Source organism: Glutamicibacter sp. GQ173 (genome assembly GCF_059759215.1).
In genome coordinates, this window is sequence record NZ_JCAXDT010000002.1 from 422828 (window position 1) to 435705 (window position 12878).

The 12878-nt window shown below is 55.6% G+C and carries 13 protein-coding genes and 1 tRNA gene; 9 read left to right on the plus strand and 5 right to left on the minus strand.

What is annotated here, in order from left to right:
* Nucleotides 1–96 precede the first annotated feature (96 nt).
* Complete coding sequence (locus AC6CHO_RS05915; protein WP_444663557.1) at nt 97–600, plus strand: flavin reductase family protein; 504 nt, start codon at nt 97–99, stop codon at nt 598–600.
* A gap of 71 nt (nt 601–671) precedes the next feature.
* Here the strand turns inward: AC6CHO_RS05915 and ettA are convergent, their stop codons facing one another.
* From ettA to AC6CHO_RS05930, 3 genes are all read right to left on the minus strand, one after another.
* Nucleotides 672–2354: an energy-dependent translational throttle protein EttA gene (gene ettA, locus AC6CHO_RS05920; protein ID WP_060701813.1), complete on the minus strand. Its 1683-nt coding sequence runs from the start codon at nt 2352–2354 to the stop codon at nt 672–674.
* A gap of 112 nt (nt 2355–2466) precedes the next feature.
* The gene (locus AC6CHO_RS05925) at nt 2467–2916 is read right to left on the minus strand and encodes a single-stranded DNA-binding protein (RefSeq protein ID WP_498214119.1); all 450 of its coding nucleotides are present in this window, start codon (nt 2914–2916) and stop codon (nt 2467–2469) included.
* A 76-nt stretch (nt 2917–2992) separates the two neighbouring features.
* A complete protein-coding gene (locus AC6CHO_RS05930; RefSeq protein WP_498214120.1) occupies nt 2993–3829 on the minus strand; it encodes a CPBP family intramembrane glutamic endopeptidase in 837 nt (278 codons plus the stop codon).
* A gap of 177 nt (nt 3830–4006) precedes the next feature.
* Here AC6CHO_RS05930 and AC6CHO_RS05935 point away from each other — a divergent pair.
* Nucleotides 4007–4080: transfer RNA gene (locus AC6CHO_RS05935), tRNA-Arg, on the plus strand.
* Between the two features lie 1034 nt (nt 4081–5114).
* A complete protein-coding gene (locus AC6CHO_RS05940; protein ID WP_498214121.1) occupies nt 5115–6317 on the plus strand; it encodes an MFS transporter in 1203 nt (400 codons plus the stop codon).
* An 11-nt stretch (nt 6318–6328) separates the two neighbouring features.
* Here the strand turns inward: AC6CHO_RS05940 and AC6CHO_RS05945 are convergent, their stop codons facing one another.
* On the minus strand, nt 6329–6775 hold the full coding sequence (locus AC6CHO_RS05945) for an Lrp/AsnC family transcriptional regulator (RefSeq protein WP_498214122.1): 447 nt from the start codon (nt 6773–6775) through the stop codon (nt 6329–6331).
* A 156-nt stretch (nt 6776–6931) separates the two neighbouring features.
* Here AC6CHO_RS05945 and AC6CHO_RS05950 point away from each other — a divergent pair, with 156 nt between their 5' ends.
* From AC6CHO_RS05950 to AC6CHO_RS05975, 6 genes are all read left to right on the plus strand, one after another.
* On the plus strand, nt 6932–7654 hold the full coding sequence (locus AC6CHO_RS05950) for a LysE family translocator (protein WP_498214123.1): 723 nt from the start codon (nt 6932–6934) through the stop codon (nt 7652–7654).
* 149 nt (nt 7655–7803) lie between these two features.
* A complete protein-coding gene (locus AC6CHO_RS05955) occupies nt 7804–8493 on the plus strand; it encodes an energy-coupling factor ABC transporter ATP-binding protein (RefSeq protein WP_498214124.1) in 690 nt (229 codons plus the stop codon).
* On the plus strand, nt 8490–9101 hold the full coding sequence (locus tag AC6CHO_RS05960; RefSeq protein ID WP_498214125.1) for an energy-coupling factor transporter transmembrane component T family protein: 612 nt from the start codon (nt 8490–8492) through the stop codon (nt 9099–9101). Before AC6CHO_RS05955 ends, AC6CHO_RS05960 begins: the two co-directional genes overlap by 4 nt.
* Nucleotides 9102–9140: 39 nt before the next feature.
* Nucleotides 9141–9716, plus strand: a complete 576-nt coding sequence (locus AC6CHO_RS05965) for a biotin transporter BioY (RefSeq protein ID WP_498214126.1) — start codon at nt 9141–9143, stop codon at nt 9714–9716.
* 4 nt (nt 9717–9720) lie between these two features.
* Nucleotides 9721–11157 (plus strand): class I adenylate-forming enzyme family protein, encoded by a 1437-nt coding sequence (locus AC6CHO_RS05970; protein ID WP_498214127.1) that lies wholly within the window; start codon nt 9721–9723, stop codon nt 11155–11157.
* Nucleotides 11154–12317, plus strand: coding sequence for a thiolase family protein (locus AC6CHO_RS05975; RefSeq protein WP_498214128.1), 1164 nt, complete (start codon nt 11154–11156; stop codon nt 12315–12317). Before AC6CHO_RS05970 ends, AC6CHO_RS05975 begins: the two co-directional genes overlap by 4 nt.
* Nucleotides 12318–12335: 18 nt before the next feature.
* On the opposite strand, the gene AC6CHO_RS05980 is transcribed toward AC6CHO_RS05975, so the two are convergent.
* The gene (locus AC6CHO_RS05980; RefSeq protein WP_498214129.1) at nt 12336–12680 is read right to left on the minus strand and encodes a metal-sulfur cluster assembly factor; all 345 of its coding nucleotides are present in this window, start codon (nt 12678–12680) and stop codon (nt 12336–12338) included.
* Between the last annotated feature and the right edge of the window lie 198 nt (nt 12681–12878).

The following is a 12878-nucleotide window of genomic DNA, read 5'->3' on the forward strand; positions in this document are numbered from 1 at the left end:
TAGCCTTGAGGTATTCAGTATCGTTGGCGGGAGATCAAAATCTTCCGCGTCGCCCGCTGAGCAACGCATTTCACCTCAGCTTAAAGGAGCTACTTGATGAGCCAATTGTCAGATGAATTCCGTGCCGCATTCCGTCATCATCCAGCTGGCGTTGCACTCATTACCGCATCAGTGGACGAAATACCGTACGGATTGACGATTTCATCGTTGGCTTCCTTGTCGATAGATCCTGTTGCCGTCTCATTTTCGCTCGCAAAAGAATCGGGAGCCGCGGGCGCCGTACTGGCAGCACCAAGTTTCCTTATCCACATGCTCGGTGAAAAACATGAAGCTCTGGCGAATAATTTTGCACGGCCCGGCGCTCCCCGTTTCACGCCTGATCAGAACTTCCATTTGCTGCCTACCGGTGAACCGTACTTCGCAGATGCGCCCGTTGCTTTCAGGTCTACAATTCATTCTTCGGTGAGCGTCGGTGGCTCGCGATTGATAGCGGCAGAAGTTCACGACATTCTTCGCGGTGAAGAGCAGCAGCATCTGCTGCACCAGAACAGGGAGTATCTAAAGCTCTCTGGGCTGTTCGCTGCCATCCATCAGGACTGAATTTTCAGATCAGAATTGAACTCGGATACAGCTATGGCCGCCACAAGTGGCGGCCATAGCTGTATCTAGTCCTAGTCGCGGGTTAGACGGCGGTGGGTTACGCGATGCGGCTTCGCAGCATCAGCGCCCAAGCGCTCAATCTTGTTCGCTTCGTAGGACTCGAAGTTGCCTTCGAACCAGTACCAGTTCGAAGGGTTCTCCTCGGTGCCCTCGTAGGCCAAAATGTGCGTTGCAACTCGATCCAGGAACCAGCGATCGTGGGAGACCACGACAGCGCAACCCGGGAAATCAAGCAAAGCATTTTCCAGCGATGACAGGGTCTCAACGTCCAAGTCGTTGGTTGGCTCATCGAGAAGCAACAGGTTGCCACCCTGCTTCAGGGTTAATGCCAGGTTCAAGCGGTTACGCTCACCACCGGAAAGCACGCCAGCCTTCTTTTGCTGATCTGGTCCCTTGAAGCCGAACGCTGAAACATAAGCACGCGACGGCATTTCAACCTGACCAACATTGATGTAGTCCAGCCCGTCGGAAACTACTTCCCACAACGACTTATTGGGGTCGATGTTCTCGCGGTTCTGGTCAACGTATGAGATCTTGACGGTTTCGCCGATCTTCAGCGAACCCCCATTCAGATCTTCCATGCCGACAATGGTCTTGAAGAGAGTCGACTTACCGACACCGTTCGGACCAATTACGCCAACGATGCCGTTTCGTGGCAGCGAGAAGGACAGTCCGTCAATCAGAACGCGATCGCCGAAGCCCTTCTTCAGGTTGTCAGCTTCGATAACGACCTGGCCCAGACGAGGGCCTGGCGGAATCTGGATTTCTTCGAAGTCCAACTTGCGGGTGCGCTCTGCTTCCGCTGCCATCTCTTCGTAACGAGCCAGACGAGCCTTCGACTTGGTTTGACGGCCCTTGGCATTCGAACGAACCCATTCGAGTTCTTCAGCCAGTCGCTTGGCAAGCTTCTGGTCCTTCTTGCCTTGAACCTCCATGCGTTCGCGCTTCTTCTCCAGGTAGGTGGAGTAGTTGCCTTCGTATGGGTGGAGGCGACCGCGGTCAACTTCACAGATCCATTCGGCGACGTGGTCCAAGAAGTAGCGGTCGTGGGTAACAGCAAGGACTGCGCCTGGGTAGGCGGCTAGGTGCTGCTCCAACCAGAGCACAGATTCTGCGTCCAAGTGGTTGGTTGGTTCGTCAAGAAGCAGCAAATCTGGCTTCTGGAGCAACAGCTTGCACAAGGCGACGCGTCGACGTTCACCACCGGATAGGTGCGTGACCATCTCGTCGCCTGGTGGACAGCGCAATGCGTCCATCGCCTGTTCAAGCTGATTGTCGATGTCCCAAGCGTCAGCCGCGTCAATAGCTTCTTGAAGCTTGCCCATCTCGTCGAGCAAAGCGTCGAAGTCGGCTCCTTCCTGAGCCATCTCTTCTGAAATCTCGTTAAAGCGCGTGATCTTCTCGTAGATCTCGCCAACGCCTTCCTGGACATTGCCCAAGACGGTCTTTTCTTCGTTCAGCGGTGGCTCCTGCATCAGGATGCCCACCGAATATCCTGGCGAGAGTCGTGCCTCGCCGTTGGACGGGGTGTCGAGACCCGCCATGATCTTCAAGATCGTTGACTTACCAGCACCGTTCGGTCCCACAACACCAATTTTGGCCCCTGGGAAGAACGACATACTGACATTGTCAAGGATGACTTTGTCACCAACGGCCTTACGAGCCTTGGTCATCGTATAAATGAATTCCGCCATGCTCTTAAGGCTAGTCGGTGACAGGGGTCAATTCCGAATTCTCAGCTAACTATTTTGGTTGGCGGTGTCCGGTTTCATATGAATGAACCAAACATCGCCAACCATCTCTAAATCAAGCTGCCTGATCGGTGCCTTTTGGCCAACTTGCATCGGCCTCCGTTGAACCTTCTTGGTGAACTTTACGGTCCGCCTCTGCCATGTCAGTGCGAACCCGGGTGAAGGAGCTTGTGCCGAATCGTAGATCATGCCCGATGCTATAGGCCTCAATATCCGCACTATTGCCCTTCGTTCCATCCGCACGTTCAAATTCACGGATCTGCAGCTTTCCGAAAATCATCACATGGTCACCTTGCACCAGTGACTCCATGGTGTTTTCGGCCAATCCACGAAATGCGCTGATGGAGTACCAGTTCGTGGGCCCATCGACCCATTGACCCGACTCCTGGTCCCTCTTTCGCTCATGTGTTGCAACGCGAAATTTTAAGACGGACACACCTTTTGAAGTCACGCTTAATTGTGGATCCGTGCCGACAATCGCACGGATAGTCACCTGATCACTCACGAGTATCTACTCCTTAGGTTCCCTACGCCGAGGACTCTTCTCGGCGTTGGTTCCCATATTGCTGCAGTGCTCGGAGCTAGTTTTCGAGGTTCTGACGAACTGTGGAGATTGAACCTGGAAGCCGTGATCGAATCGCGCTGACAAGCAGGATCACTACAATGACTGCCCCGGGGAGAATCCAGCCAGTCCATCCCAGGATTGACGATTCCGTTGAGTCAATCGACGCACCGAGTGTCATAAAAAGTGAGGTCAAACCTACACTGGCGTTAAACACACCGTGCGCCAATGCGGCTGGCCAAACCGACTCGCTGTACGAACGAATCCAGCCGAGGAATGCGCCGAGTACAATGCAGACTCCGCACATTGCAATGACTCCCCATCCAGGGGCCAGTGGGTAGTTATAGCCAAGAAGGATCAGAGGTGCGTGCCAGAAACCCCAAATAACACCCGATAAGAGAATTGCCACCATTCTTCCCGAGGGCACCAGCCGCGGCCAAAGCCAACCGCGCCAGCCGACTTCTTCGCCTATCGCTAGGAGTGCGTTGGCCAGCCCTGCAAGGACAATGAGTAAGGCTTGATCCGCAAGGTAGAGCACTGGGCCTTTGGTCCCGGAGACGAAGTTCAGGAGCGTGAAGTTTTGGAGATCGCCAGGAAAGACCCCAATCCACGTACCGACGATGGGCGCCTGAACAACTAATGCAATGGGTATCAGCAACGCAAGAAGGACTGACACGAGAAATCGTATCGACAGCTTTAACGGCCAGATGCCTGTGTCACGCAGGAACATGGACCCGCGTCGTTCGAGTAGGGATACCGCCAAAGCAGCCGTGGCAGGAGTGAACATCATGAGGGATGCAATTGTGGTGAAGCTCGGTTCGTTGAGCCCTTTGCCCAACCACAAGGGAGTCGCCACACACCAGGCGAGTATTAGGCTCAGTCCAACGAAGCACACGACACTCAGGCGACTGCCATAATTCAATCTCAGCAACCTAAGTACCCCTAGCCAGCGTTCCATGTTGAAGGATGCTTCCACCCTACCGACTTCAAGTCGAATTTTCGGCGAGCGATAAGCTAAACTATTTTCGGTTATGCCTCCGTAGCTCAGCTGGATAGAGCAAGAGCCTTCTAATCTCTAGGTCGTGGGTTCGAATCCCGCCGGGGGCACGAATACAAAAACCGCTGTTCACTTGGTAAAATAAGTGAATGGCGGTTCTTTTTTGTGCCGATGCTCGGGACATTTCAAGCGCTTGCACCACAACTACACCACGATTTTGGTTTCAGGCTCCCCCGCTCGGGCGCTCCTTCCGCTTCCCTGCCGGCGAGATGATATTGAATTCCGGCTCCGGATCAGGCAACCAATGATCAGTGAGCTTCCTCGCCATATCATCATGCATATCACCCAGCATCTGTTGCCATTTGGTGAACATTGCCACTTGCGACCATCGGAAGATGTCCATGGGCACCCTCGATTCAGGTTCGGGCCAAAGCAGCCTCGCTGCTGCCGAATGCCTACCACCGCGTACCCGCCCAACCGAAATACCAGACCAGGATGGAAACTCTTCCATGGCTGCCGGCCATCGCGGTAATCAATCGATCGGGCATCCAGGCGACGGCAACTGATCTGAATCGACACGCTGCGCATGCCTCCTAGGCTCTTCAAAACTGGTAAAGAATCCACTGACATGAGTTGAATGGCAAGTCGAGTCGACCAAGCGCCCGCAGCCGGCGCCCGAAACGCAACCATGCTCACATGGAAGTGCGCCCTCCCAGTTAGAGGCAGGATTTCCTCCGGGACGATATTTCAAGAACCACTGCTCGCCTGCTCTTGCTCGTAGACGGCGGCCTTCTCCGATTCGCAATTGTTGAATGCTGGCGCGGATACAGCGCGGATACAGCGGAGAGTCCCTTTCCCATTCGGATGAAGACGTTGCTTGCCAAGGCAGCACCGGCAGACCTCAAACAATGCCCCATTGGCTGAGCCCGACCGCGGGTGTCCTCGATTCAGATTCAGCTCACTCGACACGGGCACGTCTGGGGAAAAATGCTCTTCGGCTCCCATTTCCTATGCGCGAGCTGAGCAAGACCGACACATCACCGCTGAATATCACCCAAGGTTAACTGACTAGTAACTTGGTTGACGAGATTGCGATAAACTCTAGGAAATATAGAAACCAAGGGGAAACAGGGAATACTGTCAGATGACCCAACCGGTCGCCATTGGAGCGCGACACCTGCCCACAGAACGCACCAGTATCAATTTAATATTCCTGCTTGCGGGATTATCGTTCGCTTCCTGGGCGGGAAGGTTGTCGATCATTGATGACGTCCTCGGATTCTCGGGTCTAGGCCTCGGTTCATTTCTCCTCTGCATGACTTTGGGCACCTTGATCGGCTTGTCGGTGATTCCGCTGATTAGCAAATACATCCCAACCAAGCGCCTCCTTTGCATTCTGCCGCTCGGGCTTGCACTTTGCCTGCCGGTTCTTGGCGTAGCGATTTCACTTGCGCAGAGCACTTGGCTTGCCTACCTGGTGCTCTTCACCAACGGAATCATTTTTGGATGCCTCGACATCATGATGAACGTCAGCGGCGCCCGGATCGAACGCCAATTCGGGCGTAGCATCATGCCATCCCTGCACGGCTTTTTCAGCTTGGGCTCACTGTTGGGCGCTGGATTGGCTACAGCTACGATCGCTATGCAAGTACGCAGCATCTGGCACTTTGCGTTCGTTTCAGTACTGATCATTGCCCTTGCCTTTTTCGCCCACCTTGGCCTTTCGAAATGGGACAACGAAAACTTCGCTGAGAGGGCCAAGGCCGCTACGGAAGAGCGACCGCAGGGACTGCGCAACCTTGGACTTCTGCTGCTGCTTGGCCTAATGGTGGCCGGCCTCAGCTTCACCGAAGGCGCGGCCAACGATTGGATCGCGGTAGCCTCGGTAAACGGTCATGGGCTGGAGCACGAGGAGGGCGCGCTGATGTTCACCCTTTTCGTGGGAGCCATGACCGTCGGACGCTTCCTTGGCGGGCATCTGGTTGACATGATGGGGCACAAGTACACCCTCTTGCTCATGGGCTCGATAGGGCTATTGGGTGTCACATTGTTCATCCTTGGCTCAACCCCGTTTTCCATCGGGCTGGGCTCTGCGATGTGGGGGCTGGGCAGTTCGCTTGGGTTCCCTGTGGGAATGAGCATCGCAGCATCCCGTTCGGTGAGGCTGGGACCCAAGGCAGTGAGTATCATCAGCGCTTTCGGCTATGGAGCAATGCTCGGCGGCCCACCGCTGATTGGCTTTATCGTTGATGAAGCCGGGCTCCCCCAGGCCTTGTGGATTTGCGCTGCAGTGCTCGTAGTGTCGCTGCTGCTGACACCGCGAGTAAGCCGTCGTTCACGGCAATAAGCACGCCCGCTCTAGACCGGTAGCACAGCTCGCTCTTTGATGTTGCGCATGACGATGGTGCTGGTGAGCTTCTCCACGCCCGGCAGTTCGACCAGCACTTCATCGTAAACACGCTGGTAGTGGCTCAAATCCTGGGCAAAAACCCGCAATAGGAAGTCGGGTTCGCCGAATAGCCGCTGCGCATCGACAATCAATTCTTCACGTTCGACTGCCATCTCGAACTCTTTGAGCTGGGCGCGGTCCTTGAGCGTCGCGAAAACCAGGGCTTCAAAGCCGAGCCCGATTCGCTCAGGGGCGATCACAGCTTGATATCCAGCAATCACGCCCGAGCGCTCAAGTTCGCGGATACGCCGATGGCACGGAGCCACGGACAAGCCAATTTTGGCTGCCAGGGCTGTAGCGCTGATGCGTCCGTCAAGTTGCAATTCAGCAAGTATCGCGCGGTCCAAGTCATCCATGAACTTAGCGTACAGCACAAATATATTGCGTTGTTTTCGAGAAGTGCATGATTATTTTGCGCCCATCTTCACTTTTGGCCAAAAACAGGCAAACACATTTGGTGTTATTTTTCCTAGGCTTAAGGCACCGCAACTTGTTCCACAGAAGGTTGGATAATGGATTTCGCCCAGCTCACGGCTTTTCTCCTGATCTCAGTCACCTTGGCGTGCACGCCAGGAGCTGATTGGGCATACATCATTTCCTCTGCCTTGAGGAAGCAAACCTACCAGCCGGCCGTCTGGGGACTGCTTTCGGGCTATCTCGTCCATACAGCGTTGCTGGTATGCGGAATCGCCGCGCTCGTAGCCAGCTCGCCCAACATGCTGATGTGGCTGACCGCGGCAGGCTCCATCTACTTGCTCTGGCTTGGAATTTCCACGCTTCGGTCCTGCAATAAGGCGACATTCTTCAGCGAACCTGCAGGTCCTACCGCCGACGAGTTCTCCCAACGCGAGCTGGATGCGACAACCGAAACACGCAGCGTTGCGAGCGCAGGTGTCGCCCTGCTCCCTGTGGCCGAGCAAACGATCCCCGCTCGCACCTCATTTTTCAAGGGCCTGCTAACCAGCGGAACGAACCCCAAGGCGCTGTTGTTGTACGTCGCGCTCATCCCCCAATACCTGGATGCATCGCTGTCCACGCCGATGCCAGTTCAAACGGGCATCCTCGGATTGACCCACTTTGGCGTATCCATTGCCGTGTACTTCGCGGTTGCCTTGGCCGCTCGCACCTTGCTCCGATCAAGGCCTCTTGCAGCTCGGATTGTGACGTTGCTTTCCGGGATCATCATGGTGATGCTGTCTCTCGGTTTGATGTTCGATCAATTTTTCGCCGCATAGCTACTTCATTGAACACTGATCAAGACAATTGAACAGTGATCAAGTATGCTCTTAACCGATGGTGATTCAACCATCGATAGAGTTGGCCGAGGCGAGGCAGTTTTCGTTGCTGAGCAATACTGAGCCCTGAGCATCGCGCTGGAGCACTTGTGGATCTACCGTCAATCCGTTTGGAGAACGTCTCTGTTCGCTACGACGACCGGGCAGTACTCCGAGATGTCAGCATCAGTCTCGACGAACAACGCATTGGCGTGATTGGCGCCAACGGGGCAGGCAAAAGCACCTTGTCCCGTTTGCTCAATGGGCTCGTGCTGCCAACCGACGGGGTCGTCCATGTCGGAGGGCTGAACACCAGGCAGCATTCCAAGCAGATCAGGCGGGAAGTTGGGTTTGTCTTCCAGAATCCTGCCAATCAGATCATCATGCCCATCGTTTCCGACGATATCGCGTTTGGCCTGAAGAACTTGTCTCTGCCCAAATCCGAGCGGCAACAACGCGTCGCCGAGACTCTGGACGAATTGAATATTTCGCATCTGGCGGATCGAGAAAGCCATACGCTCTCGGGTGGCGAGCAGCAAATGGTGGCACTCGCTTCCGTATTGGCAATGCAGCCACGCACTATCGTCTTCGACGAACCAACAACGATGCTGGATCTACGCAATCGGCTGGCCTTTCAGCGTGAAATCGCAAAGCTATCCCAACGAGCGATCGTCGTGACACACGACTTGGAAATTCTTGAGGACTTCGAACGCGTCCTCGTGATCACAGATGGAACGATCGCGTTTGATGGGGATCCCGCCGAAGCGATCGCGCATTACCGGCAATGGAGCCACGCATGATCGCCGCCAATAACACTTCTTACCTGGCGCGAATCAAACCCGGATGGAAGTTCGGTACCCTGCTGGTTCTGAGCATAGCGCTGTATCTGATCACCTCGTGGGCAGTTCTCCTGGCGCTGTTCATCGCAAGTGCCGGGCTATTGCTCTCAGCACGTGTTGACCCAAAACAGATTCGGTTGCCGCTGATCTCGATCACCGTCATCCTCGGTATTGTTTTTGTTCTGCTCGGGATTCAAACTGACTGGCTTAATGCGTTGCGCTCGGTCCTGCGGCTGCTGACCATGTGCCTTCTTGCGTACTCGGTCAGCCTCACGACAAAATTTGAAGCCATGCTGGAGCTCTTTCAGCAAGTCGGTTCTCCCATTCGTTTTGTGGGCGGGAATCCAGCGCAAATTGCCTTGGCTTTTTCGATGACCATTCGCTTCATTCCAGAACTGAAAAAGGTGTACGTAGAAGTTCGCGAAGCCCAGCACGCTCGCGGATTGGCCAACAATCCCCTGGCGGTGACGGTGCCGCTGGTTATCAGGTCATTGAAAATCGCTGAAGAAACAGCCGAGGCATTAGATGCCCGTGGCTACGATTCAGACCCAGCACCCCATCAGCGCTGAACCTCACCAGCATCACACTCGCAACATCAAGGAACCCCAATGTCTCGGAATTCTTCTTCGCAAACCAAAAACACGGTTTACGTTGCCCTCTTCGCCGCAATGATCGCAGCAATGGGCCTGCTTCCCCCAATCACCGTGGGCATCATTCCTGTGCCAATTACCCTGCAAACACTGGGCGTCATGCTGGCCGGAGCGCTTCTGGGACCGTGGCGCGGGGCCATGTCCTCGCTGGTCGTCGTGGTCCTTGCCGTTGCCGGCCTGCCCTTGCTTTCAGGTGGACGCGGGGGGCTGGGAGTGCTGCTCGGCCCCACCGGCGGCTATCTCGTCGGCTGGGTATTCGGTTCACTGGTTATTGGCCTGCTCTTCAAGTACTGGGTCCTTCGCAGAACTGGAAATGCAACGCGATTGCTTGCAGGACTTGCTTCCGTCGTCATCGGCGGTATCGGTGTTATCTACTTGTGTGGCGTCCCTTGGACCGCGGCGGTTACCGGTCTTGATCTTGGCACGTCACTCATTGGATCAGCCGCTTTCCTCCCTGGAGACTTGTTCAAGGCTGTCGTTACGACGCTTGTCGCTCTCACCGTTCACCGCAGTTACCGCAGGCTGATGAGCTAGCAGCATGGACTTTTGGCATGCCCTTGCGGGCTGGGCAGATCGCTGGCCCAACAAGCCTGCGGTGATCTCTCCCCGTGGCGAGCTGACCTATGCCCAGCTCGCAGGGCGCGCCCAGCATCTTGCTGGTACTTTGCACCAGCTGGCGCAGCAGCGCGTTGGCATTCTGACCAGCGACCCGATCACGATGGCTGTTGCCTTTCACGGCGCAGCCCTGGCGGGAAAGACCTTGGTTGTCCTGGATCCAGCATGGCCAGCAGCCTTGCTTCATTCGATGATCAGAACCCTCAATTGCAGCCACGTGATGGCAAATGATGTCCTAGAACTCGCCCCGCGAATCCCGGCGACTACCCTAAGGGTCTCGGATACATCCGATGCAGGGCCATGGGTTGCGCACCAGCACCCCGATGACCGGGAACTCCTCATCATCTGCACTTCGGGAACCACCTCCCGGCCCAAAGCCATCATCAGGAGCGCGGCGTCATGGCAGGACTCCGTGGCAAGCGGCGCCTGCGTCCTGAAAGCCACGGAAGAAGCCACTACCTTGTCCCCCGGGCCAATTTCGCACGGTCTTGGCCTCTACTCGCTGGTCGAGTCGATTCATACCGGTGGAACATTTGCGGGGGCCGGACGATGGAGCGTTCAAGACACCAGATCCCTGCTGGGACGCGCTAGGTGCAACCGAATAGTCAGCGTGCCGACAATACTTGACCGGCTCCTTGCCCATGTTGAAGCCGAACTGCTATCGACGATCCGCTGGGTCGTCAGTGGCGGTGAATCACTAGCTGCGCCGCTCGTTGCACGCCTTCATGCCTTGCCCGCGCTTGACTCCTGCGTCGAGTACTTCGGTAGCAGCGAACATAGCCTCATCGCCTACTCTTATCGAGAACCCGATGAACAAAACGGGGGCAGTTTTTCAGGCCGGCTTTTCCCAGGCGTTTCAATTCACCTGCATGACGTCGATCCGGATACGGGAATTGGCACCGTCTACGTAGACAGCCCTTTTAACGCGGCCGGCTATGACCCGCAAACGGCACCACCCATCGCCCGGTGCAACAATTCGACCAGCATTCTGGACCTCGCCATCCAATCCACCGATCAACGCATTACCTTCATCCGCCGCGACGATGGCATGCTGAATCTGCACGGCAACAACATCCACCCATCGGAACTGCACGATGTGCTCTCGAAGTTGAATGTTCATGAAGCCAAAATTCGCCTCGAAAGCGTAAAGGGTGAACTGCGCCTGTTCGCGTACGTCCGCTCCCCCGTTCTCAAGCGCGAAATTCTCCAAAATGCCTTTGCTAAGCAACTGCCGATTTTCAAGATGCCACACGAGGTCATCTTCTTGGAAGACTGGCCCCAGGCCTTTAGCGGAAAAACGTCTGTCGCGTACTTGGCGGATGATGCCCCAGAAATAGTCAAGAGAATACGATTACGATGAATAACGCCTATGTGATTGGCGCGCTTCGCACGCCAATTGTGCGAGCCGGCAAGGAATACGCACGGATCAGCGCCGACAAGCTTCTCGCCCCCTTGCTCACCGCCCTTCTGGAAAGGGCAGGGCTAGGCCCGGACAAAGTCGATCATGTGTATCTGGGCAATGCTGCCGGGCCAGGAGGAAACATTGCCCGCGTTGCCGCACTTGCATCAGCATTGCCTCAAACAGTGAGCGCTACCAGCATGGATGCCCAGTGTGCCAGTGGGCTGGAGGCCATCGCTGCTGGTGCGCGAATGATTCGCTGTGGTGAGGCCGACATCGTTCTAGCTGGCGGAGTCGAGTCGGTCAGCACCGCTCCCTGGAGGGTTGAGAAACAAGAATCGGTCACAAGTCCGCCCAGGCTGTATTCGCGTGCAAGGTTCACTCCAGCTCCCGATGCCGATCCCGATATGGGTGTCGCGGCAGAAAACATCGCTGCCCGCCTCGGAATCAGCCGGGAACGCCAAGATGCCTTCGCTTTGCAAAGCCACACACGAACCATAGCGGCCCAGGCAGAAGGACTGTTCCACGATGAGTTGCTGCCGGTAAACACGTCAACGGGACTCATTGCCCAGGACACCTGCCCTCGACCTTCGCTCACCCCGAGGAAGCTTTCGGCCCTCAAACCAGCTTTTGTGGAGGGCGGGAGCGTCACAGCTGGAAATTCATGCCCTGTCAACGATGGTGCTGCCGCTGTGCTGATTGTGAGCGAAAAGGTGCTGCAGGGTATGACCCCGGCATTCGCGTTGAGGTACCTGTCTTCGGCATCTGGCGCGTGCGATCCCGAGATTCTTGGCATGGCCGCCGTACCGGCCTATCAGAAGCTGACAAAGATGCTGGGCAGCGACCAGCCAGTTCATGAGCCATTGATTGAATTCAATGAAGCTTTCGCCGTGCAGGCGTTGGCTTGCCTCGAAGTGCTCGGCATCGATTCAGCCACAGTGAATCGTCAAGGTGGTGCACTGGCGCTGGGTCATCCCTACGGGGCAAGTGGCGCCATATTGACCACAAGGCTGTTTTGGCAGGCTAGCAAACTTCGTCTTCCTGGCCAGCGGGCCCTGGCGCTGATGGCAGCTGCTGGCGGAACCGGAAGCGCCATCGCCTTCGAGTCCGTTGTTTCTTGACGTCGAGTGGTTTCGACCCTAGATATTAAAACCTAGTGCCCGCATCTGCTCTCGCCCTTCGCTGGTGATGCGTTCTGGGGCCCATGGCGGGCTCCACACCCAATTTATGTGGTGTACGGTGACAAGATTTTTCAGGGCTTGGCTGATTTGCTCTTCAAGGATGTCCGTGAGCGGACACGCTGGCGTTGTCAGTGTCATATCGATTTCAAGCACGGCACCTTCAACGAAACGCAAATCATAAACGAGTCCCAGGTCAACGATATTGACACCAAGTTCTGGGTCGATAACGTCCTTAAGTGCCTCCGCTATCTCGCCTATGGGGCGTGCGATCTTACTATTTGCAGTTGGCGCTGTTTTGCTCATCGACGACTCCACCTATTGTTCTAAGGTTCCCCTAATTCTATTAAACGAAACTATAGTCACGTTTTTGCTTCATGCGCCAATTGGAGTCTCGTTGCGTTGGGAAACCGGCCAGGTGTGATCGTTCATGTTGGCTCAGCCCAGGCAGGCCAAGACCGGATAATTTAAATCACGAAAGGCCGCCCTCATCCATGTCGGATG

Excerpts from the sequence above, each read along its gene's own strand:
- AC6CHO_RS05975 (WP_498214128.1), top strand. The coding sequence starts at position 11,154 with ATGAATAACGCCTATGTGATTGGCGCGCTTCGCACGCCAATTGTGCGA.
- AC6CHO_RS05970 (WP_498214127.1), top strand. The coding sequence starts at position 9,721 with ATGGACTTTTGGCATGCCCTTGCGGGCTGGGCAGATCGCTGGCCCAAC.
- AC6CHO_RS05980 (WP_498214129.1), bottom strand. The coding sequence starts at position 12,680 with ATGAGCAAAACAGCGCCAACTGCAAATAGTAAGATCGCACGCCCCATA.
- AC6CHO_RS05915 (WP_444663557.1), top strand. The coding sequence starts at position 97 with ATGAGCCAATTGTCAGATGAATTCCGTGCCGCATTCCGTCATCATCCA.
- AC6CHO_RS05940 (WP_498214121.1), top strand. The coding sequence starts at position 5,115 with ATGACCCAACCGGTCGCCATTGGAGCGCGACACCTGCCCACAGAACGC.
- AC6CHO_RS05965 (WP_498214126.1), top strand. The coding sequence starts at position 9,141 with ATGTCTCGGAATTCTTCTTCGCAAACCAAAAACACGGTTTACGTTGCC.
- AC6CHO_RS05960 (WP_498214125.1), top strand. The coding sequence starts at position 8,490 with ATGATCGCCGCCAATAACACTTCTTACCTGGCGCGAATCAAACCCGGA.
- AC6CHO_RS05950 (WP_498214123.1), top strand. The coding sequence starts at position 6,932 with ATGGATTTCGCCCAGCTCACGGCTTTTCTCCTGATCTCAGTCACCTTG.
- ettA (WP_060701813.1), bottom strand. The coding sequence starts at position 2,354 with ATGGCGGAATTCATTTATACGATGACCAAGGCTCGTAAGGCCGTTGGT.
- AC6CHO_RS05945 (WP_498214122.1), bottom strand. The coding sequence starts at position 6,775 with ATGGATGACTTGGACCGCGCGATACTTGCTGAATTGCAACTTGACGGA.